Here is a 20,076-nt window from a genome sequence, read left to right on the forward strand (position 1 = left end):
GAAAGGACCCGTCGTGACCCCCTCCGCCCGACGCGAGTGGCCCGTACCCGTTCTGCTGATCCTGCTCAGCGCCGTGCCCGTGATCGCGGGCGGAGTGCGCCTGGGCGACCTCGGCGGCGGGCCGGTCACCCCGGACAACGCCCGGTTCTTCGCCGACCCGGTGCCCGTGGTGCTGCACATCGTCGCCGTGGTGCCCTACTGCCTGCTGGGCGCCCTGCAGTTCGCGCCCGGGCTGCGCCGCCGCCGCTGGCACCGCCTGTCGGGGCGCCTGCTGGTCCCGCTGGGGCTCGTCGCGGCCCTGACGGGGGTGTGGATGAGCCTGGCCTACCCCCTGAACGAGGGGGAGGGCGCCTCGCTGACCCTGGTGCGGCTGGTGTTCGGGAGCGCCATGGCGGCGGCGGTCCTGCTGGGGTTCGCGGCCGTCCGGCGCGGCGACATCGCCGGGCACCGGGCCTGGATGACCCGCGGGTACGCGATCGGGCTGGGGGCGGGGACCCAGGTGTTCACCCACCTGCCCTGGGTGCTGCTGCCGGGACAGCCGGGGGAGGCCACCCGGACGGTGCTGATGGCGGCGGGGTGGGTCGTCAACCTCGCCGTCGCCGAGTGGGCCGTCCGCCGCGGTCCGGCGGCCGCGGGGGAGCGTGCCGCGGCCCCGGCCCGGCGCTGACCGCGGGGCGGCGGGCCGCTACGAGCCGCCGGTGAGCAGGCAGTGGCCGACGGAGCCGGGCCCGCCGAACGCCTGGTACCGGGAGGCGAACTCCACCAGGCCCAGCAGCGCGGCGGCGGTGGCCGCGGACGCGCAGGCGAGCCGGAGGCCCCGGTTCCCGTCGGCCGGGCCCGGACGCGGACTCCGGTGGCTGCGGCCCGGTCCCGCGGAGGGCGGTTCCCCGTGCGGGGCGCCGTGGGGCCGTCCGGCCGGGAGAAGGGCGTAGGGGTTCCCGGGGCCGACGGTCCGGCGGGGGAGGAGCAGGGGGTCCGTGTCCGAGAGTGAGCGCATGAGGTCCTTTGTACAGTCGGAGGATTCGGTTCGCGGGGGTGTCGGGATATCTTCCGGAAGCGGAACCCAAGGTCCTGAACCGGAACCGCGCGGACGTCACCGCATATCGCCCCGATATGCCGTTGAACCGTGCCGGTGCCGGTCATCTGCGGCGGTTCGCGGTGGCCCCGTGCGCACGCCGCGCCGAGCCGCGGAGACGGAGAACGGAGGCCGGAGATGGACGTGGTCCGCGCGCCGGTGCGCGCCTGGGCGGAGGAGATCCTGCGCGGCCTGGGCGACCCGCCCCTGCGCGACCTCGTGGTGGAGTCCCGGCCGGAGAGCGGGGAGGTGGAGGTCGTGCTGTGGTTCCCCGACGGCACCGCCGCGGGTTCCTACCTCCAGGCCGCCATGACCGACGCCGAAGCGGTGGTCCACCTGGCCGACGGCCTCCAGGACGCCGCCGTGGAGCAGGCCCTCGGGCGGCCGCTGCCGCCCTGCCCCGGCCACCCGCACCCCCCGACCGCCCGCCTGGTCTCGGGGGTCCCCGCCTGGACCTGCCCGAGGACGGGAGGGGCGGTCCGCCCCATCCTCACTCCCCCGTGAGGGGTGTCCCGGAGAGTCCCGGGGCGGGCCGTCAGTCGGCGGTGAGCAGCGCGGCCAGGCCGTCGAGGCCCGCCGCGCTCAGGTCGAAGGCGTCCGCCGGCCGGGGCGGGTCCCCGACGGGGCGTTCGACGTAGGCGGTCCTCATGCCCACGGCTCGGGCACCGCGCAGGTCCCAGGCGTGGGCGGCGACCATGAGCAGGCGTTCGGGCGCCAGGCCGGTGTTGGCCACGGCGAGGCGGTACACGTCCGGGTGGGGCTTGTACCCGCGCACGTCCTCGGCGGAGAGCACCTGGTGCCAGCGCAGCCCGGCGTGGGTGTTGATGCGGGTGAGCGCCGGACGGCCGGCGTTCGACAGCCCCATCACGGGCAGGCGCGCGGCGATCCGCTCCAGGCCCGACACCGAGTCCGGCCACGGATCCAGGCGCTGCGCGGAGTCCGCCAGCGCGCGGACCGCGTCCGCGTCGGCGACACCGGCCTCGGCGGCGACGCGTTCGGCGGCCTCCCGGTCGATCGCGGTGCTGTCGGTGTAGGGGCGGCGGCCCGCGAGGATGTCCCGCTGCCGCTCCTCGACATGCCGCTGCCACGTTGCGACGAGGCCGTCCACGCGCGCGTCGTCGAGCCGGGCGGGCAGCGAGCGGATACCGCGTGCGATCCCGCCGGGTTCGTCGACCATGGTGCCGAGGATGTCGAACACGACCACGTCCACATCGGGGAGCGGAGCCATGGGGCCTCCTGAATCGTCTGGTGTCGGATGGCGGAGGACCCCGCCGGGGCGCCACGGCGGCCTCCACGGGCGGCGGGTCGGCCCGCCCGGCCGCCGGTGGCCGGGGGAGGCCCCGACGGGGGAGGGGCGCGGACCCGCGGGGGCCGCGGTGGACCTTTCCGCCGCGGAGCGTACCTTCCCCGTCTTCCGGTACCGCCGGGACCGCGACGGCTGCGCCCGCGCCCCGGCCGGGGCGGCGCCCTTCGGGGCCGGCCCGGCTCAGCCGGTCGGCGCGGCCGGGGACCACACGCCGAACCACTGTTCGGCGCCGTACTCCTCGAACCGCTCCGCCTCGGTGAACCCCAGCCTCGCCGCCAGGCGCATCGCGCGGTCGTTGGCGGTCTGCGTGCACAGCACCACCGGCTCGCCGGGCAGCGCCCCGGCGAACCAGTCGAGCACCGCGGCGCACGCCTCGGCGGCGTACCCGTGCCCCCAGGCCCGGGGCAGGAACAGGTAGCCGAGCTCGGCCTCCGCGCCCTCCGGACGCACGTGGCCCGGGCGTTCCGGGTCGCGCCGGTCGAGCGTGGTCATGCCGACCATCGCCCCGTCCAGCTCGACCGCGAACAGGCCGGGGCGCCGTCCGGGCACCTCGGGCATCGCGCGTTCGAGGTCCTCGCGCGGCTGCGGTCCGCCGAGGTAGGTGCCCACCTCCGGCGAGGAGAACAGGTCGATGAACGCTTCACGGTCCCGGGCCTCGGTCTCACGGAGCACGAGGCGTTCGGTCTTGATCGGGGAGGGCGGCCAGATATCGGGCCCGAGTTCAGACATGGCGGGCAAAGTAGCACATCCCCGGGCGAGAACTCAGGGAATTACAGGACCCCGCAAGCGGATGCGGCGGCCCGAGAAGAAGGCCGCCCCAAAGCGAAAGGCAGGGGTTCCGGGAACCTCCTGCCACTCTCAATCTATAGCGCACCCCGGGGCTTGCGGCAAGACCCGGGTCAGGGCGCAGAATCGTCGATCGCGGCCGCCGCCGGCGGGATCCCCGGGACCCGATGAGGGGCGCGCCGCCATCGACACGCACCGAACGGGGGACACATGATCGACGTGGTCATCGCCGGCGGGGGGCCGACCGGCATGATGCTGGCCGCCGAACTTCGGCTGCACGGGGTGGAGGTGGTCGTGCTGGAGAAGGAGGCCGAGCGGCCGCCCTTCGTCCGCGCCCTGGGGCTGCACGCGCGCAGCATCGAGGTGATGGACCAGCGCGGCCTGCTGGGCCGGTTCCTCGCGGAGGGGCGCGAGCACCCCCTGGGCGGGTTCTTCGCCGCCATCCGCAAGCCCGCCCCCGCGGGGCTCGACACCGCGCACGGCTACGTGCTCGCCATCCCGCAGACGACCATCGACCGGCTGCTGGAGGAGCACGCCGCCGAGGCCGGCGCCGACATCCGGCGCGGCCGCGAGCTGGTCGGCCTGGAGCAGGACGCGGAGGGGGTGGACGTCGAACTGGCCGACGGGACACGGCTGCGCACGCGCCACCTCGTCGGCTGCGACGGCGGCCGCAGCACCGTGCGCAGGCTGCTGGGCGTCGGCTTCCCCGGCGAGCCCAGCCGGACGGAGACGCTGCTGGGCGAGATGGAGGTGACCGCGTCGCCGGAGGAGCTGGCGGCGGCGATGGCCGAGGTCCGCAGGACCCACATGCGGTTCGGCATCGGCCCCATGGGCGACGGGGTCCACCGGGTGGTCGTGCCCGCGGCGGGGGTGGCGCCGGACCGGACCGCCGCGCCGACCCTGGAGGACTTCAAACGGCAGCTGCGCGAGTACGCGGGCACCGACTTCGGGGTGCACTCCCCGCGCTGGATGTCCCGCTTCGGCGACGCGACCCGGCTGGCGGACCGCTACCGGGTCGGCCGGGTGCTGCTGGCCGGGGACGCGGCGCACGTCCACCCGCCGGTGGGCGGGCAGGGGCTCAACCTGGGCGTCCAGGACGCCTTCAACCTGGGGTGGAAGCTGGCCGCCGAGGTGAGCGGCCGGGCCCAGGCGGGGCTGCTGGACACCTACGAGGCGGAGCGCCGCCCGGTGGCGGCCGACGTGCTGGACAACACCCGCGCGCAGATGGAGCTGATGTCCCCGGAGCCGGGGCCGCAGGCGGCGCGCCGCCTGGTGTCGGAGCTGATGGACATCGAGGAGGTGAACCGGTACCTGACCGAGAAGATCATCGCCACGGGGATCCGCTACGACGTGGGCGCGGAGGGGCACCCGCTGCTGGGCGCGCGGCTGCGGGACGTGGAGCTGAAGGAGCACGGGCGCCTGTACGGGCTGATGCACGGCGGCCGCGGACTGCTGCTGGACCGGACGGGGAGCCTGTCGGCACAGGGGTGGCGGGACCGGGTGGACCACGTCGTCGATGACAGCGAGGAGCTGGCGGAGATGGACGTGCCCGCGGTGCTGCTGCGCCCGGACGGCCACGCGGTCTGGGTGGGGCGCGACCGGGAGGGGCTGCCCGACGCGCTGTCCCGGTGGTTCGGACCCGCGGCCGCCTGACCCCGCACGGGCCGCCCGGGAGCGCCTCCGCCGAGGGGAGGCGCGCTTTCCGGGCGGGCCCCTTCCGGGCGCGCCCGCGACGTGCCACACTCGTCGCGTGATCGAGCCCGAGGCGCCCTCCTCCCCGGCCGGCGTACTGCCGACCCGCCCCGTTCTCGGGGGCTTCCACCCCGACCCCACCGTCTGCCGGGTGGGCGACGACTTCTACCTGGCGTGCTCCAGCTTCGAGTACGCGCCGGGGGTCCCGCTGTTCCGGTCCCGGGACCTGCTGGCCTGGGAGCCGATCGGCCATGTGATGGACCGCCCCGCGCACCTGGCGGCCCGCGCCGGCCCCTCGGGCGGCGTGTACGCCCCGACCCTGCGCCACCGCGACGGCACCTTCCACCTGGTGACGACCGACGTCTCCGCCGGCCCCGGCCACCTGCTGATGACCGCGTCCGACCCCGCCGGCCCCTGGTCGGACCCCGTCCGCATCCGCGGGGCGGGCGGCATCGACCCCGACCTGGCGTGGGACGAGGACGGCCGGTGCCTGCTCACCTGGTCGGACGGCGGGATCCGCCAGGCCGTCCTGGACCCGGCCACCGGCGAGCTGCTGACCGGGCCGCGCACCCTGTGGAGCGGCACCGGCGGCAGGGACCCGGAGGGGCCGCACCTGTACCGGGCCGGCCGGTGGTGGTACCTGGTGATCGCCGAGGGCGGCACCGGTCCCGGGCACGCGGTCACGGTCGCCCGCGGGCCCTCCCCGCAGGGCCCGTTCGAGCCCTGCCCGGACAACCCCCTGCTGACCGCCCGGGGCACCCCCGGCCCGGTCCAGAACACCGGCCACGCCGACCTGGTCGAACGCCCCGACGGGTCGTGGGCGATGGTGTTCCTCGGCGTGCGCCCCGCGGGCTCCTTCCCCGGCTGGCACGTGCTGGGCCGGGAGACGTTCGCCGCGGAGGTCTCCTGGAGGGACGGCTGGCCCGTGGTCTCCGGCCCGCTGGAACCCTCGCCGCGGCCCCCGGTACGGTCGGTCCTCGCCGACGGCGTGATCGGGCCCGACTGGGTCGGCGCCGGCGTCCTCCCCGACCGTGTGCTGCGGTGGGCGGGGGACCGGTGGCGGATGGCCCCGCCCGGCCCCGGCCGGGTGTTCGTGGGCCGCCGCCAGGAGCACACCACCATGACCGCCCGGGCGGTCGTCGCCGCGGACGGCGGGACCGGCGCCCTGGAGCTGCGCATCGACCCCGCCCACCGGTTCGCGCTGGAGGTCGACGCGGACCGGGTGCGCGCCGTGGCGCAGGCCGGGCCGCTCACCACCGTGCTGGGGGAGCTCCCCCTGCGGCCGGGGACGGAGCTCGAACTGCGCGCGGTGCCCCCGACCGCGCCCCTGTACAGCAGGGAGCGGGGGCCGGACGTGCTCGTCGCCGGTGTCCGCACCCCGGACGGCGGGACCACCGAGCTGGCACGGCTGGACGGGCGGTACCTGTCCACGGAGGTGGCCGGGGGGTTCACCGGCCGCATGGTCGGCGTCTCCTGCGCCGGGGGCGGGATCGCGGTGCGTTCCGTGGAGTACCTGGGCGGCACCTGACGGCGCCGGGGGAGTCGCGGACGGCCGGGCCGTTCGGCCCCCGGACGGGATCCGGGCTCACAGCCTCCGGTACATGATGTGCAGTCCCACGAACCCCTTCCGCGGGTGCGCGAACCCCTCCGGCAGCGTTCCCACCACCTCGAACCCCAGCGACCGGTACAGCCCCACCGCCCGCTCGTTGCCCTCCACGACCGCGTTGAACTGCATCCCGCGGTAGCCCGCCGCGCGCGCCCAGTCCAGCGAGTACTCGCACAGGGCCCGCCCCACCCCCCTGCCGGAGTGGGCGGGGTCGACCATGTAGCTGGCGCTCGCGATGTGCGAGGCGTTCCCGCCGTGGTTGCGGTTCATCTTGGCGGTGCCCAGGACGCGGCCGTCGCCGTCCACCGCGACCACCGTCCGGTCCGGCTCGGGGAGCAGCCACATGTCGCGCGCGGCCTCCTCGCCCAGGTCCGGGGGATAGGTGAAGGTGTCGCCGGCGGCGACGATCCGGTGGAGGAAGGGCCAGATCGCGGGCCAGTCGGCCGGGAGCGCGGTGCGGATGTGCATGGCGGACAGTGTGGTGTTCGGCTTCGTGCCCCCGCAAGTCGTTTGCGCGGTCCGACCGGCGCCCCCGATTGAATCTACGTCGTAAAGGCGGGGGTTCGGGAAACTACAGGACCAAGAGACGAAGAGGCGTGCGGCTGCGCCGCACACCCCCTCCTGAAGCGTGTTCGACGGACACCCCCGTGCGGTCCGGTGCTCGCGCCGAAGGAGCGCGGGCCGGCCCGGAGGACGCGGGGCGGAATCATCCGCCGGACACGTCCCGAGCCCCCAGCGCCCTCAGCAGGTAGGGGAGCAGCCGTTCCGCCATGTCCCGTCCCGGGCGCCCGCCCGGTTCGTGCGGGACCAGGAACGTGTGCGTCACCATCGGCCCGATCACCAGCTCGCCCACCACCACCGGGTCCTCCACCGGGGGGATCTCCCCCCGGTCGGCCGCGCGGGCCACGATGGCCGCCACGCGGTCCTGCAACGGGGCCACGTACTCGCTCACCAGCACGTCGGCCAGCGCCCGGTTGTGCGCCGCCTCGCCCAGGATGGCGCGCAGCAGCTGTCCGGAGGGGCCGTCCAGGGCGGTGGCCTTGTCGTGCAGCAGTTCGCCCAGGTCCGAGCGCAAGGTCCCGGTGTCGCGGTCGGGGCCCAGGTCCTCGCACCACACCGCCGCGGCCTGGAGCACCAGGTCCTCCTTGGAGCGCCAGCGGCGGTACAGGGTCGCGGTGGAGACGCCGGCGCGGCGGGCGACGGCGGCGGTGGTCAGTCCGCCGTAGCCGTGCAGGCGGAGTTCGTCCAGGGTGGCGTCCATCAGCGCGCGGTCCCGGGCGGCGTCCCTCGGCCTTCCGCGGCGGGGCGTCGTCTCGGGCAGATGGTCCGTGGTCATGGCAGCATCCTACGGTCCCTGGTCAAAACGAAAAGGTTTCGTTTAGTATCCGGCTATGACGAACGACACCCCTGGCACCCCGACCATCCGGCAGGCCACCGTTCAGACCGCGGCGCCGGCCCCCATCGACGGCGACAGCGCCGCGGAGATCTCCGCGCTCGTGCGCGGTCTGCGCGCCGCCTTCGCCTCCGGCCGCACCAAGCCCGTCGCCTGGCGCCGCGCCCAGCTGCGGCGGCTGCGCGCCCTCCTGGTGGAGGAGCGCCCCGCGCTGGAGAAGGCGCTCAAGGCCGACCTGGGCAAGAGCCCCGTCGAGGCGCACACCACCGAGATCGGTTTCGTCGTCAACGAGATCGACCACACGCTCAAGCACTTGGCGTCGTGGCTGCGCCCCCGGCGCGTGCCGGTGCCGATGGCACTGGCCCCCGCCAGGGCCCGCACGGTCCGCGAGCCGCTGGGCACGGTGCTCATCATCAGCCCGTGGAACTACCCGGTGAACCTGGCGCTGGCCCCCCTGGTCGGCGCCCTGGCCGCGGGCAACGCCGTGGTGATCAAGCCCAGCGAGCTGTCGCCGGCGACGTCGGCGCTGCTGGCCGACCTGGTGCCCCGGTACCTGGACCCGGAGGCGGTCGCCGTGGTCGAGGGCGGTGTCCCCGAGAGCACCGCGCTGCTGGAGCAGCACTTCGACCACATCTTCTACACCGGCAACGGCCAGGTGGCCCGCATCGTCATGGCGGCGGCGGTCAAGCACCTGACGCCGGTCACCCTGGAGCTGGGCGGCAAGAGTCCCGCCATCGTGGAGCCGGGTGCGGACCTGGCCGCCACGGCGCGGCGGCTGGCGTGGGGCAAGTTCACCAACGCGGGCCAGACCTGTGTGGCGCCGGACTACGTGCTGGCCGTCGGCGGCACGGCGGACGCGCTCCAGCGGGAGCTGGCGGCCGCGATCACCGAGATGTTCGGCGAGGACCCCAAGGCCAGCGGCGACTACGGGCGCATCGTCAACGAGCGCCACTTCGACCGCCTGGTCGCGCTGCTGGGCAGCGGCACGGTGGTGGCGGGCGGGCGGCACGACCGCGGGGACCTGTACATCGCGCCGACGGTGCTGGGCGACGTCACGGCCGACACCCCGGTCATGGCCGAGGAGATCTTCGGTCCGATCCTGCCGGTGGTCGGCGTGCCGGACCTGGACGCGGCGATCGCGTTCGTCAACGAGCGGGACAAGCCCCTGGCCCTGTACGCGTTCACCGAGTCGGAGGAGACCAAGCGCCGCCTGACCACGGAGACCTCCTCCGGCGGCCTGGCGTTCGGCCTGCCCATCGCGCACCTGGCCGTACCCGACCTGCCGTTCGGCGGTGTGGGCGAGAGCGGCATGGGCGCCTACCACTCGACGGCGTCCATCGACACGTTCTCGCACACCAAGTCGGTGCTGGACAAGTCGCTGGTGCTGGACACCATGCGGGTGGCCTACGCGCCGATCACGGACCTGAAGGAGAAGATCCTGCGGCGGATGCTGTGAGCCGCGGCGGGTCGCGGGGCTAGCGGGCGTCGGTGATGGCGACGCCCGGCTCCAGGTCGTCCCCGGCCAGGTCGGAGACGGTGACGAACTCGTACCCGTCGTCGGCGAGTCCGTCGAGGATGCCGGGGATGGCGTCCACGGTGCTCTCGTGGATGTCGTGGAAGAGGACGACGCTGCCCCGGTCGGTCTCTTCCAGGGTGACGTCGGTGACGGCGCCGGCGTCGCGGCTCTGCCAGTCGAGGGTGTCCACGTCCCACAGGACGATGGGCTTGTCGATGGCCTCGCGGGCGGTGTCGTCGAGAGAGCCGTAGGGCGGGCGCACGGTGGCGGGCTTCTCGCCGGTGACGTCCTCGATGGCCTTGTCGGTGCGCTCGATGTCGTCCTTGACGGCGGAGCCGGACAGGGTGGCCAGGTCGTCGTGCTTCCAGGAGTGGTTGCCGATCTCGTGGCCCTCGTCGGCCATGCGCTCCACGGTGTCGGGGAAGTTCCCCACGTTGGAGCCGAGCAGGTAGAAGGTGGCCTTGGCGTCGTGGTCGGCGAGGGTGTCCAGGACCTTGTCGGTGTACTGTCCGGGGCCGTCGTCGAAGGTCAGGGCGACGCACTTCTCCTTGGTGCAGTCCGGGGCGGCGATGCTCTTGGCCTCGGCCTTGAGGACGGTGTCGGCCGCGGCGGGCGAGGCGGGGATCAGGAGGGCGGCGAGGGCGAGGCCGCCGGTGGCGGCCAGGGCGAGTTTGGGTTTCGGAAAGGTAACGTTCACGCAGGAGAATGTATGCGAGCCCGTGACCTGGGAAAAGGTGAACGCCCACGAAGTGACGAACCGCTCTTTACGTCCGTGGGGGAATGAAATACGCGAACCCCCGCCACGGCGGGGGTTCGCGCGTCCGGCGCCCGGGGCGCCCTCAGTTCACGCGGGCGTCGGTGAAGACGTCGCCCGGGGCCAGCGCCTCCAGGCCGAACAGGTCGGTGACGGTCACGAAGTGGTAGCCCTTCCGGTGCAGACCCTCCAGTACCTCGGGAACGGCGTCCACCGTGCTCGGGTGGATGTCGTGGAACAGCACCACGCTGCCCGCCGTCGTGTGCTCCAGGGCGTGCCCGGCGACCTTGGCGGTGTCGCGGCTCTGCCAGTCCATGGTGTCCACGTCCCACAGGATCAGCGGCTGGTCCACGGCCCTGCGCACGGTCCCGTTGAGCGAGCCGTAGGGCGGGCGGATCGTCAGCGGGTCGGAGCCGGTGATCGCCCGCACCGCCTCGTTGGTGCGCGTGATGTCTTCGGCGACCCCCGCCTCGGACTTGCCCGCCAGGTCGTCGTGCTTCCAGGAGTGGTTGCCCATCTCGTGCCCCTCGGCGTGGGTGCGCTCCACCACCTCGGGGAACTCGCCCACGAGCGAGCCCAGCACGTAGAACGTGGCGCGGGCGTCGTACTCGGCGAGCATGTCCAGGAGCCGCTCGGTGTCCTCGCCCGGGCCGTCGTCGAAGGTCAGCGCCACGCACTTGAGGCGTGAGCAGTCCAGGCTGTCGCCCTCGGCCGACAGCTCCCCGTCCAGCGGGAAGTCGGGCTCGCCGGACAGGGCGGCCTCCCGCGCGTGGTAGCCCAGCTCCGACAGCAGGCCCTCGGTGTCCTCGGGCTGGACCGGCAGCAGGACCTCGCTGACCCGCCCGGCCTCGGGCACGTCGCCCGGCTCCATGCGCACCGCCAGTCCGCCGGCGGTGCTGAAGGCCAGGTCGGCCAGGGGCGAGCCCTCCCACAGCTCGGCGGCGCGCAGCGCCTGCTCGGGGTCGGACAGGTCCAGCGGGGCGGTGTCCTCGCCGGTGGCGCCGGGGGAGGGCGGTGCGGAGCCGACCCCGGCCTCGCCGGGCCCGGAGTCCGGGGCCTCCTCCTGTTGGGCGGCGCGCAGCGCCACCTCGCCGACCAGGCCGGGCAGCTGCTCGGTCGGCATGTCGTAGTCGTCCTCCAGCACGCCGGCCAGGGCCAGGTGGGCGCTCTCGATGGCCTCCTCGTCGCGGAACAGCGACGTCCAGGGCAGGACGGTGTCGTGTTCGGCGTCGTACCACAGGGTGCGGGCGCCGAAGGTCTCGTTGACGCCGGCCTTGACGGTCTCGGTGACGCGGACGCCCACCACCTTCGGCGAGGCGGCCAGCATGGTCGCGTCCTGGAGCAGTTCGGGCGTGCCGTTCTCGGGCAGGTCCTCCAGGAATTCGGTCTGGCGCTCGGCCATGGAGGTGTGGATCTCCGTGGTCAGCGGGTGGTCCGGCCCCAGGATCGGGTAGCGGTACCCGACCGTGCCGGCGTCGGTGGCCACCGAACGCGTTCCCACCTGCACCGCAGGCCACGCGTCGAGTGGTATGCGCACCGCCTCGGCATAGGGCAGGGCCGGTTCCGCTGCGTGGCAGCCGGGTACCAGGAGCAGGCCCAGAACGGCGGTGACGGCGAGTTTTCGGCTAATCGAGGTGACAGGCACGAGGGGACCATATCGAAGGGGCCACCGAAACAATAATCAGAACGCGCCCGATTGAATACTCTCTGTCATGATTTTGGGGGAGAGTGAACAAGCGCGGAGAGGCGAACCCGTGGCCCGGGCCGGGCGTCCCACCCTCTAACGTGGTGTCCGCTCCACGCATCTGTTTCGAAAGGGACTCATGAGCTACGGTCCAGGCCCCGGCCAGCCGCCCAACGGCGGAACCGGAGGATACTTCCCCCCGCCTCCGGGAGGAACCGGCGGCTATCCCCCTCCGGGCGGCGGCTATCCCCCGCCCCCCGGCGGACCGGGCGGCTACCCGCCGCCCCCGCCCGGCGGCCCCGGCGGCTACCCGCCCCCGGGCGGCCACGGGCCCCAGGAGCCGCCCTTCAGCATGGGCGCGGCCATCGGCGCGATCATCGCCAACGTCATCGGCCTGTGCGTGTGCTGGGGCTTCGCCCTCATCGGCCTGATCCTGGGCGTCATCGGCGCGTCCCTGGCCACCAGCAACCCCAAGGCCGCCAAGACGTGCACCATCATCTCCTGGGTGCTGTTCGGCGTGGGGATCGTGGTCGGCATCATCTACATGGTCCTGTACGGGGCCTGGTACCTGACGGCGCTGTCCTCGTACTGACGGGCCCCCGCCGGCCGGCCACGGCCGGCACGGCCCGGTGACACGGCGGGCGCGCGGCCTTCCCGGCCGCGCGCCCGCCGTTCCCTTTTTCCGGCTCAGGCCAGGGTCGCGGCCACCGCGGCGACGATCTCGCGCACCCGGGCCAGCACCGGTGCGTGCTCGCCGGTGGAGCCGGTGCGGGGCAGGTGGACGTGCCCCGCCGGGATCGAGGACCCGGCCCGGTCGCGCAGCAGGGTGTTGCGGTAGGCGATCTCGTTGGACAGGTAGTCGCCGCCGCCCCCGCGCCGGGCCGCCGAGCCCGGTGTGGGCCCGCCGGGGCGCACGACCGGTGCGCCGCCGCCCGCGGGGACCTCGGTGACCTCGGTGTTGACCACCACCGGTCCGCCGACCCGGGCGGCGATCTCCTCCACGGGCAGGGAGGAGCGGGTCCACTCGGGCGCGTCCGGGGGCAGGGCCCGGCCGGTGCGCGCCACTCCCAGGTTGTCGGTGCCGCCGCCGCGCCACACGCCGTTCCACACCTCCAGGTCGAACCGGTCGGGGCGGCCGCGGCTGAGGGTGAGGACGGCGTCGGCCTCACCGTGGACCCGGCCCAGGGCCTCCTCCACCAGGCCCGCGTCGAAGTCGGCCCAGCGCACGGGGAAGACCGCGGTGCGCACCACGGCGGTGCGCCCGCCCACGGGGAAGGTCCACCCGTTCAGGTCCAGGGCGGCGGCCCCCGACGGGTTGGCGCAGGCGGGGTCCTCGTCCAGGCGGAAGGGGTCGAACCCGGTGACGACGATGCGCAGCAGGCGCTCGCCGGGCGGGAAGAGCAGTTCGGTGATGCCGCGCGAGGCGGTCTCCAGCAGGTGCAGGAGCCCGGCGCGGTCCTCCTCGGCCAGGTCGAAGGCGGGCCGCCAGGTGCGCAGGCGGGCGGCCAGCCGCAGCCGGGCCCAGTACAGGGGGCGGTCGTCGACCGTCCCGACGTCGGTGCGGGCGGCCTCGGTCCACAGCCGCGAGGCGTGGGCGGCGACGGCCTGGCGGGCCGCCTCGGTGTCGGCGGCGTCGTTGAGGTCGGCGGCGAAGAGGGGGACGGCGGCTCCGAAACCGGAGCGGTCGAGGATCCTTCGGGGGACGTCGAGGTCGGCGCGGTCCTCTTCGGGGGTGGTGTCGTGGTGCACGGGATCGCTGTCTGTCTCGAAGTCGGCCGGTGCGGCCGGGGGATGGGCGCTCGCGAGTCTAACGCCGCGCGGGGGCGCCCCGGGGAACGGGGATCGGGCGCGCCGCGAAACCTGGACGGCGGGGCTGGACCGGCGGCCCCGGACTTGGCAGGGTGTTGAGTGTCCTGCCCCCTCTCGACGAAGAGAGTCGCACATGCACACTTCCGGACTCCCCGACACCGAACACCTCGCCGAGCGGGCCAGGGAGGCGCTGGCCCGGTGCGGCGTGGACCGGCTGCGCGAGCCGGTGGGCGCCGCCGGGACCGCGCGGACCCCCGTCACCGGGGGGATCCTGTTCCCCGTGGAGTTCGACACCGCGGCCTCCGCCGAGCGGGCGGTGGCGGCGGCGCACGCCGCCTTCCCGGCCTGGCGGGACACCCCGGCCCCGGTGCGCGGGGCGCTGGTGCGCCGCCTGGGGGAGCTGCTGCGCGAGCACAAGGGCGACCTGGCCGAGCTGGTGACGATCGAGGCGGGCAAGATCCGCTCCGAGGCGCTGGGCGAGGTCCAGGAGATGATCGACGTCTGCGAGTTCGCGGTGGGCCTGTCCCGCCAGCTGTACGGGCGGACCATGCCCTCGGAGCGGCCCGGGCACCGGCTGATGGAGACCTGGCACCCGCTGGGCGTGGTCGGGGTGATCACGGCGTTCAACTTCCCGGTGGCGGTGTGGTCGTGGAACACCTGTATCGCCCTGGTGTGCGGTGACACGGTCGTGTGGAAGCCCTCGGAGCTGACCCCGCTGACGGCGCTGGCCTGCCACGCGCTGCTGATGCGCGCCGCGAGGGAGACGGGGGCGCCGGACGACGTCCACCGCGTGGTGCTGGGGGACCGGTCGGTGGGCGAGGCCCTGGTGGACGACGCGCGGGTGGCGCTGCTGTCGGCGACCGGGTCCACGGCGATGGGCAGGGCGGTGGCGCCGCGGGTGGCGGCGCGGATGGGCCGGTACCTGCTGGAGCTGGGCGGCAACAACGCCGCGGTGGTGGCCCCCTCGGCCGACCTGGACCTGGTGGTGCGCGGCAGCGTGTTCGCGGCGGCGGGCACGGCCGGGCAGCGCTGCACGAGCCTGCGCCGCCTCATCGTGCACGAGGACGTGGTGGATGAGGTCGCGGAGAAGGTCGTGGCCGCCTACCGGCAGCTGGAGGACCGCATCGGCGACCCGTTCGCCGAGGAGACGCTGGTGGGCCCGCTGATCGGCGAGCGCGGGTACACGGCGATGCGCGAGGCCCTGGACCGGGCCGAGGCCGACGGGGGCCGGGTGCTGGTCGGCGGGGCGCGGCGGCTGGAGCAGGACGCCAAGGACGCCTACTACGTGGAGCCGGCGGTGGTGCGGATGCCGGGGCAGACCGAGGTGGTGCGCCGGGAGACGTTCGCGCCGATCCTGTACGTGCTGGCCTACCGCACCCTGGAGGAGGCGGTGGAGCTGCACAACGGGGTGCCGCAGGGGCTGTCCTCGGCGATCTTCACCCGCGACCAGCAGGAGGCGGAGCGGTTCCTGTCCTCGGCGGGGTCCGATTGCGGGATCGTCAACGTCAACATCGGCACCTCGGGTGCGGAGATCGGCGGGGCGTTCGGCGGGGAGAAGGACACCGGTGGCGGGCGGGAGTCGGGTTCGGACTCGTGGAAGGCGTACATGCGCCGGGCCACCAACACGGTGAACTTCGGCGGTGAGCTGCCGCTGGCCCAGGGGGTCCGGTTCCTCTAGGAGGCGGGGCGGGGCGGGTCCGCGGACCCGCCCCGTCGCCCGGGGTTCCGTGCGCGAAAAAATGTTTGTGCTCAATCTTGTTGTGGGCAACCGATCTCTGTTACGGTGTGACGGCACCCGAAGGACGGGAAGGGGAGGAGAAGAGCCGTGGCCGAGACCGAGTACGACCCGCTCGCCCTGGACAACCAGCTGTGCTTCTCCCTGTACGCCGCCTCCCGCGCCCTGACCGGGCTCTACCGGGAGCTGCTGGGCGACCTGGGCCTGACCTACCCCCAGTACCTGGTCATGCTCGCGCTGTGGGAGCACGGAACCCTCAGCGTCAAGGGGCTCAGCCGGGTCCTGCACCTGGACTCGGGCACCCTGTCGCCGCTGCTGCGCCGGCTGGAGGCCGCCGGGGCGATCACCCGCACCCGCAGCGCCGCCGACGAGCGGGTCGTCGAGATCGGGCTCACCGAGCGCGGCGCCGCGATGCGGGAGCGGGCCCTGGGCATCCCCGAGCAGCTCACCTGCGCCTCGGGGCAGCCCGCCGACCGGGTCCGCGACCTCATCACCACCCTCGACGAGCTCACCCGCTCGGTCGAGAACGCGGCCGCCCGGCGCCCCTGCGGGACCGGGTGAGGACCGACCGCCGCACGCCACCACGAACGCCACCACAGGCTCCGCGGGGAGCCGAAGGAGAGGAACCCATGGCATACGACGTCATGTACACCGCGCAGGCCACCGTCACCGGCGAGGGCCGCAAGGGCCACGGCCGCACCGAGGACGGCCGTCTGGACGTCGACCTGTCCGTGCCCAAGGGCATGGGCGGCGACGACGGCCCGGGCACCAACCCCGAGCAGCTCTTCGCGGTCGGCTACGCCGCGTGCTTCCACGGCGCGCTCAAGGCCGTCGCCCGCAAGGACAAGACGAGCGTCGACGGCTCCACCATCGAGTCGCACGTCAGCCTGGGCAAGTCCGATGAGGGCCTGGACATCGCGGTGGAGCTGGACGTCACCATCCCCGGTGTCGACCAGGCCAAGGCGGAGGAGCTGGTCGAGGCCGCCCACCAGATGTGCCCCTACTCCCGCGCCACGCGCGGCAACATCGAGGTCAAGCTGACCGCCAAGGCCGTCTGAGCCCGTACCGCGCAGTACTCGGGGGCGTCCCGCACGGGGGCGCCCCCTTCGCCGTGCCCGGGGCCGCCGTGCCCGGGGTCAGGGGGCGAGCGCCCCGCCCACGGCCGCGGCGATCGCGCGCCGCACGGCCCCGGGGTCGGGCCGCCGCCCGGTGCGGTCGGCGAACAGCAGGTGGGCGGTGCCGATGAGGGCGGGTGCCAGGGCCTCGACGTCGGTGTCGGGGCGCAGGCGGCCCAGGTCGCGCTCGGCGGCCAGGTAGGCGCCGATCCGGTCCACGGCCTCGGTGAGCACCGGGATCCCGGCCGGGAGGTCGCGGCGCAGCCGGGCGCGCAGGCCGTCGCGGAAGGTGACCAGGGCGACCACCGCGACCGCGATCGAGTCGAACAGGCCGGTGAGGGCGCCGGTGAGGTTGTCGACGACCTCGCCCCGGCCGGCCCGGTCGCGCAGCAGCGCGGTGCGGGCGTCCAGGCGCCGGGAGCGGTCGAGCACGAACGCGGCGAGGAAGTCGTCGAAGTCGTCGAAGTGGCGGTGCAGCACCCCCTTGGCGCAGCCGGCGGTGTCGGTGACGGCGCGGCTGGTGAGCGCGCTGGGCCCGGACCCGACCAGGATGCGCTCGGCGGCGTCGAAGAGCAGCTCGCGCACGTCGCGGATGGCCACCCCGGTCGGCATCGGCCCCACCCCTCTCCCCGTTTTTTCTGGGATACCAGGTTCCCAGAATGGGCATGTGCCCACTAAAGTGGGCGCATGCCCACTTCTGAGTTCCGCCCCGAACCGGGGACCGCCGTCTCCTTCGGCGCCGACGCCGCACGCTACGACCGCGCCCGCCCCGGATACCCCGCCGCCCTGGTCGAGAGGGTCCTGCCCGGCCCCGAGCCCCGGGACGTCCTCGACGTCGGCTGCGGCACCGGGATCTCCGCCCGCCCCTTCCGCGCCGCCGGCCACCGGGTCCTGGGCATCGACCCCGATCCCCGGATGACCGACCTGGCCCGCGCCGGCGGCCTCGCCGTCCAGAACGCCGCCCTGGAGGACTGGGACCCGGCCGGACGCCTCTTCGACGCCGTCGTCTGCGGCCAGGCCTGGCACTGGGTCGACCCCGTCGCCGGACCGGCGGCCGCCGCCGCGGCACTGCGCCCGGGCGGGCGCCTGGCCGTGTTCTGGAACGCCCTGGACCCGCCCGCCGACCTGGCCGAGGCCTTCGCCCGCGTCCACGAGCGCGTCCTGCCCGACCTGCCCGCGATGCCGCGCCGCACCGGCGCCGAGGGCTACACCGACCTGGCCTCCAGGGTCGCCGCGGACCTCACCGCGAGCGGCGCCTTCGCCACCCCCGAACCGTGGCGGCACACCACCCGGGAGCACTTCACCCGCGAGGCCTGGCTGGAGCTGCTGCCCACCGGCGGCCTGTACACACGGCTGCCCCGCCCGGCCCTGGACGCCCTGCTGGAGGGCGTGGGCGCCGCCATCGACGCCGTAGGGGGCGCCTTCCCCGTGCACCGCACCACCGTCGCCGTCATCGCCGTGCGCCCCTAGAGTGGACCGGTGAGCGAACCCACCGTCATCGCCCGCGGCGTGGGCGTGGAACTGGGCGGCGTCCCGGTCCTGCGCGGAGCCGACCTCACGGCCGCCCCCGGGGAGGTGGTCGCGGTACTGGGCGCCAACGGCGCCGGGAAGACCACCCTGCTGCGCTGCCTGGCCGGGCTGCAGCGGTCCGAGGGCACCGTGCGCGTGCTGGGCCGCCCGCCCGCCGACACACCGGACTTCTGGCGCGACGTCGCCTGGGCCGGAGACGAGCCCGCCTGGTACCCGGGGCTCACCGCGGGGGAGCACCTGGAGCTGATGCGGGCGGTGCACGGCCCCGGGCGGCTGGAGGCCGACCGGGCCCTGGAACTGTTCGGGCTCGCCGCCCTCGCCGACCGGACCCCGCCGTCGCTGTCGACCGGCCAGCGCCAGCGGCTGTCCCTGGCCACGGCGCTGCTGCGGCCGAGCCGGGTGCTGCTGCTGGACGAGCCCGAGCGCGGGCTCGACACCGGCTTCCGGGACCGGCTCGCCGGACTGCTCGCCGCCTACGCCGCGGACGGCGGCACGGTGGTGATGGTGACGCACGACGCGGGGCTCGCCCGCGGCGCCCGCCCCCTCGTCCTGGAGGCCGCGGCGTGAGGGCGGCGGCGCGGGTCCGGGCGTTCGCGCGGAACGGGGACCGCAGGCGCCGCACCTGGTCGGACCGCTACATCACCCTGTTCGGCCTGGCCCTGCTGGCGGTCCTGGCGTCCCCCCTGGTCGGCCGCGCGGTCGCGGCCGTCCCCGCGGACACCGACCCGGCGCGGGCCGGAGCCGGACTGGCCCTCACCGCCCTGCTCCTGGCCGGGGCGCTGGCCCTGGCCCGGGCGGCCGGACCGCTCGGAGTGCCCTCGGCCGACGCGTCCTGGCTGCTGCTCTCGCCGCTGCCGCGCCGCGACGTGCTGGCCCCGGCACTGCTCCTCCTGGCGGGGACGGCCGTGCTCGTGGGCGCCGCCGCCGGCCTGGCCCTGACCGGTGCGCTCGGCGCCGCCGACCTCGCGGCGCGGCTGGCGGTGGCCGTCGCGCTAGGGGTCTCCTGGGCGCTCGCCGGAGCAGCGGCGGCCGTCCTGGCGCAGGCGTCCCCGGCCTGGGACGGCTGGGTGGTCGGGCTGATCACCGCCCTGCTCCTGGCGGCGGCCGCCGCGGCGGCCATGGGCGCCGGGCCCGGGCGCGGCGCGCTCACGGCCCTCGCGGCGGCCCCGCAGGGGGCCTGGACGGCGGCGGCGACCGTCTCGGCCGCGGTGGCCGCGGCCCTGGCCCGGCGCGCCTGGGCGGCCGTGGCCCGCATCCCCGCCCCGGCCGTCCTGCGGGCCTCGGACCGGGCCGGGCTCGCCGCGGGCGCGGTCCTCGGCCTGGACCCGGGCGCGCTCTCCTGGATCGCCGAGGACGCGCACTGGCGGACGCGCACCCTGCGCTCGCGCCCCTGGCCCCGGTGGGCGCGCGGGGCGGCCGCGGTGGCCTGGGCCGACTGGCGGCGGGCGGGCCGGCGGCCCGGACGGCTCGCGGCGGCCGCCGCGACCGCGGTGCTGCCCGCCCTGGCCGCGCGGGCGGGCACCGGGGAGGCGGTGGTGCTGACCGTGCTCGCCGCCGGTGCCGCGGCCGTCGCCGCGACCGGCACCGCCGGGGCCCGCCGGGACGCCGGGGACGCCGCGCTCGCACGGCTGTCGGCCGCGGGCCCGCGCGCGCTCACGGCCGCGCGGGCGGTGCTGCCCGCCCTGCTCGGCGGCGCCTGGCTGACCCTCGCCCTGGCGGGCCTGGACCTGGCGGGCCCGGGCACCGCCGCCACCGGCGTACCCCTGTGGCCGCTGGGGGCGCTGTGCGCGCCCGCGCTGGCGGCGGGCGCCCTGCGGATGGCGCGGCGCCGCCCCGTCGAGCACACGGCCCCCGTCATGGACACGCCCCTGGGCCCGGTACCGCTCGGTCCGGTGCAGTGGGCGCTGACCGGCCCCGACCTGGCCGCGCTCGGCTGCCTGCCCGCGCTCCTCGCCTTCACCGCCGGGGGGAGCGGCCCGCTGTTCGCGGCCCAGGCGCTCGCGGGCGCGGCGGCCCTGGCGGCCTACTGCGCCCTCCGGCGGAGCCCCTGAGACGGAACGGAAAAAAGGGGGCCC

21 protein-coding genes are annotated in these 20,076 nt (G+C 75.4%); 12 read left to right on the top strand and 9 right to left on the bottom strand.

Annotated elements, in window-relative coordinates; genetic code table 11:
• The first annotated feature begins 13 nt into the window (after positions 1–13).
• On the top strand, positions 14–667 hold the full coding sequence (locus tag KGD84_RS14680) for a DUF2306 domain-containing protein (RefSeq protein WP_255646554.1): 654 nt from the start codon (positions 14–16) through the stop codon (positions 665–667).
• Between the two features lie 18 nt (positions 668–685).
• Here KGD84_RS14680 and KGD84_RS14685 read toward each other — a convergent pair whose 3' ends face one another.
• Positions 686–997 carry a hypothetical protein gene (locus KGD84_RS14685; RefSeq protein ID WP_220560907.1) on the bottom strand — a complete coding sequence of 104 codons (312 nt, stop codon included), beginning with the start codon at positions 995–997 and terminating at the stop codon, positions 686–688.
• A gap of 216 nt (positions 998–1,213) precedes the next feature.
• Between KGD84_RS14685 and KGD84_RS14690 the strand changes: the two genes are divergently transcribed.
• Positions 1,214–1,579 (top strand): hypothetical protein, encoded by a 366-nt coding sequence (locus KGD84_RS14690; protein ID WP_220560909.1) that lies wholly within the window; start codon positions 1,214–1,216, stop codon positions 1,577–1,579.
• Positions 1,580–1,610: 31 nt separating this feature from the next.
• Here KGD84_RS14690 and KGD84_RS14695 read toward each other — a convergent pair whose 3' ends face one another.
• Complete coding sequence (locus KGD84_RS14695; RefSeq protein WP_220560911.1) at positions 1,611–2,303, bottom strand: haloacid dehalogenase type II; 693 nt, start codon at positions 2,301–2,303, stop codon at positions 1,611–1,613.
• A gap of 258 nt (positions 2,304–2,561) precedes the next feature.
• Positions 2,562–3,110 (bottom strand): GNAT family N-acetyltransferase, encoded by a 549-nt coding sequence (locus tag KGD84_RS14700; protein WP_220560913.1) that lies wholly within the window; start codon positions 3,108–3,110, stop codon positions 2,562–2,564.
• A gap of 267 nt (positions 3,111–3,377) precedes the next feature.
• Here KGD84_RS14700 and rox point away from each other — a divergent pair, with 267 nt between their 5' ends.
• The gene (gene rox / locus KGD84_RS14705; protein WP_220560915.1) at positions 3,378–4,820 is read left to right on the top strand and encodes a rifampin monooxygenase; all 1,443 of its coding nucleotides are present in this window, start codon (positions 3,378–3,380) and stop codon (positions 4,818–4,820) included.
• A gap of 97 nt (positions 4,821–4,917) precedes the next feature.
• Entirely contained in the window at positions 4,918–6,387 is a 1,470-nt protein-coding gene (locus KGD84_RS14710; protein ID WP_255646555.1) for a glycoside hydrolase family 43 protein, read from the top strand.
• Positions 6,388–6,444: 57 nt separating this feature from the next.
• On the opposite strand, the gene KGD84_RS14715 is transcribed toward KGD84_RS14710, so the two are convergent.
• Entirely contained in the window at positions 6,445–6,933 is a 489-nt protein-coding gene (locus tag KGD84_RS14715; RefSeq protein WP_220560917.1) for a GNAT family N-acetyltransferase, read from the bottom strand.
• Positions 6,934–7,171: 238 nt separating this feature from the next.
• Positions 7,172–7,801, bottom strand: a complete 630-nt coding sequence (locus KGD84_RS14720) for a TetR/AcrR family transcriptional regulator (protein ID WP_220560918.1) — start codon at positions 7,799–7,801, stop codon at positions 7,172–7,174.
• A 55-nt stretch (positions 7,802–7,856) separates the two neighbouring features.
• On the opposite strand from KGD84_RS14720, the gene KGD84_RS14725 reads away from it, so the two are divergent.
• The gene (locus KGD84_RS14725; protein ID WP_220560919.1) at positions 7,857–9,314 is read left to right on the top strand and encodes an aldehyde dehydrogenase family protein; all 1,458 of its coding nucleotides are present in this window, start codon (positions 7,857–7,859) and stop codon (positions 9,312–9,314) included.
• A gap of 19 nt (positions 9,315–9,333) precedes the next feature.
• On the opposite strand, the gene KGD84_RS14730 is transcribed toward KGD84_RS14725, so the two are convergent.
• Together KGD84_RS14730 and KGD84_RS14735 are read right to left on the bottom strand one after the other, a co-directional pair.
• Positions 9,334–10,071 carry a polysaccharide deacetylase family protein gene (locus tag KGD84_RS14730; RefSeq protein ID WP_255646556.1) on the bottom strand — a complete coding sequence of 246 codons (738 nt, stop codon included), beginning with the start codon at positions 10,069–10,071 and terminating at the stop codon, positions 9,334–9,336.
• A gap of 142 nt (positions 10,072–10,213) precedes the next feature.
• Entirely contained in the window at positions 10,214–11,773 is a 1,560-nt protein-coding gene (locus tag KGD84_RS14735) for a polysaccharide deacetylase family protein (RefSeq protein WP_220560920.1), read from the bottom strand.
• Positions 11,774–12,164: 391 nt separating this feature from the next.
• Here KGD84_RS14735 and KGD84_RS14740 point away from each other — a divergent pair, with 391 nt between their 5' ends.
• Positions 12,165–12,404 (top strand): hypothetical protein, encoded by a 240-nt coding sequence (locus tag KGD84_RS14740; RefSeq protein WP_220560921.1) that lies wholly within the window; start codon positions 12,165–12,167, stop codon positions 12,402–12,404.
• 95 nt (positions 12,405–12,499) lie between these two features.
• On the opposite strand, the gene KGD84_RS14745 is transcribed toward KGD84_RS14740, so the two are convergent.
• A complete protein-coding gene (locus tag KGD84_RS14745) occupies positions 12,500–13,561 on the bottom strand; it encodes a pyroglutamyl peptidase (RefSeq protein ID WP_220560922.1) in 1,062 nt (353 codons plus the stop codon).
• A gap of 193 nt (positions 13,562–13,754) precedes the next feature.
• Between KGD84_RS14745 and amaB the strand changes: the two genes are divergently transcribed.
• The 3 genes from amaB (at position 13,755) to KGD84_RS14760 (ending at position 16,414) form a co-directional block, all read left to right on the top strand.
• Positions 13,755–15,299, top strand: coding sequence for an L-piperidine-6-carboxylate dehydrogenase (amaB, locus tag KGD84_RS14750; RefSeq protein ID WP_220560923.1), 1,545 nt, complete (start codon positions 13,755–13,757; stop codon positions 15,297–15,299).
• A gap of 147 nt (positions 15,300–15,446) precedes the next feature.
• A complete protein-coding gene (locus KGD84_RS14755) occupies positions 15,447–15,917 on the top strand; it encodes a MarR family winged helix-turn-helix transcriptional regulator (RefSeq protein WP_220560924.1) in 471 nt (156 codons plus the stop codon).
• A 68-nt stretch (positions 15,918–15,985) separates the two neighbouring features.
• On the top strand, positions 15,986–16,414 hold the full coding sequence (locus tag KGD84_RS14760; protein WP_220560925.1) for an organic hydroperoxide resistance protein: 429 nt from the start codon (positions 15,986–15,988) through the stop codon (positions 16,412–16,414).
• Positions 16,415–16,492: 78 nt separating this feature from the next.
• On the opposite strand, the gene KGD84_RS14765 is transcribed toward KGD84_RS14760, so the two are convergent.
• Entirely contained in the window at positions 16,493–17,083 is a 591-nt protein-coding gene (locus KGD84_RS14765; RefSeq protein ID WP_220560926.1) for a TetR/AcrR family transcriptional regulator, read from the bottom strand.
• A 75-nt stretch (positions 17,084–17,158) separates the two neighbouring features.
• Here KGD84_RS14765 and KGD84_RS14770 point away from each other — a divergent pair, with 75 nt between their 5' ends.
• From KGD84_RS14770 to KGD84_RS14780, 3 genes are read left to right on the top strand one after another with little or no spacing between them, the layout of a single operon-like run.
• Complete coding sequence (locus tag KGD84_RS14770) at positions 17,159–17,941, top strand: class I SAM-dependent methyltransferase (protein ID WP_220560927.1); 783 nt, start codon at positions 17,159–17,161, stop codon at positions 17,939–17,941.
• A 9-nt stretch (positions 17,942–17,950) separates the two neighbouring features.
• Positions 17,951–18,568, top strand: coding sequence for an ABC transporter ATP-binding protein (locus KGD84_RS14775; RefSeq protein WP_220560928.1), 618 nt, complete (start codon positions 17,951–17,953; stop codon positions 18,566–18,568).
• Positions 18,565–20,052, top strand: a complete 1,488-nt coding sequence (locus KGD84_RS14780; protein ID WP_220560929.1) for a DUF6297 family protein — start codon at positions 18,565–18,567, stop codon at positions 20,050–20,052. The genes KGD84_RS14775 and KGD84_RS14780 overlap by 4 nt, the downstream gene beginning before the upstream one ends.
• The last annotated feature ends 24 nt before the right edge of the window (positions 20,053–20,076 follow it).

The sequence above is a fragment of the Nocardiopsis changdeensis genome (genome assembly GCF_018316655.1).
GTDB classification, from domain to species: domain Bacteria; phylum Actinomycetota; class Actinomycetes; order Streptosporangiales; family Streptosporangiaceae; genus Nocardiopsis; species Nocardiopsis changdeensis.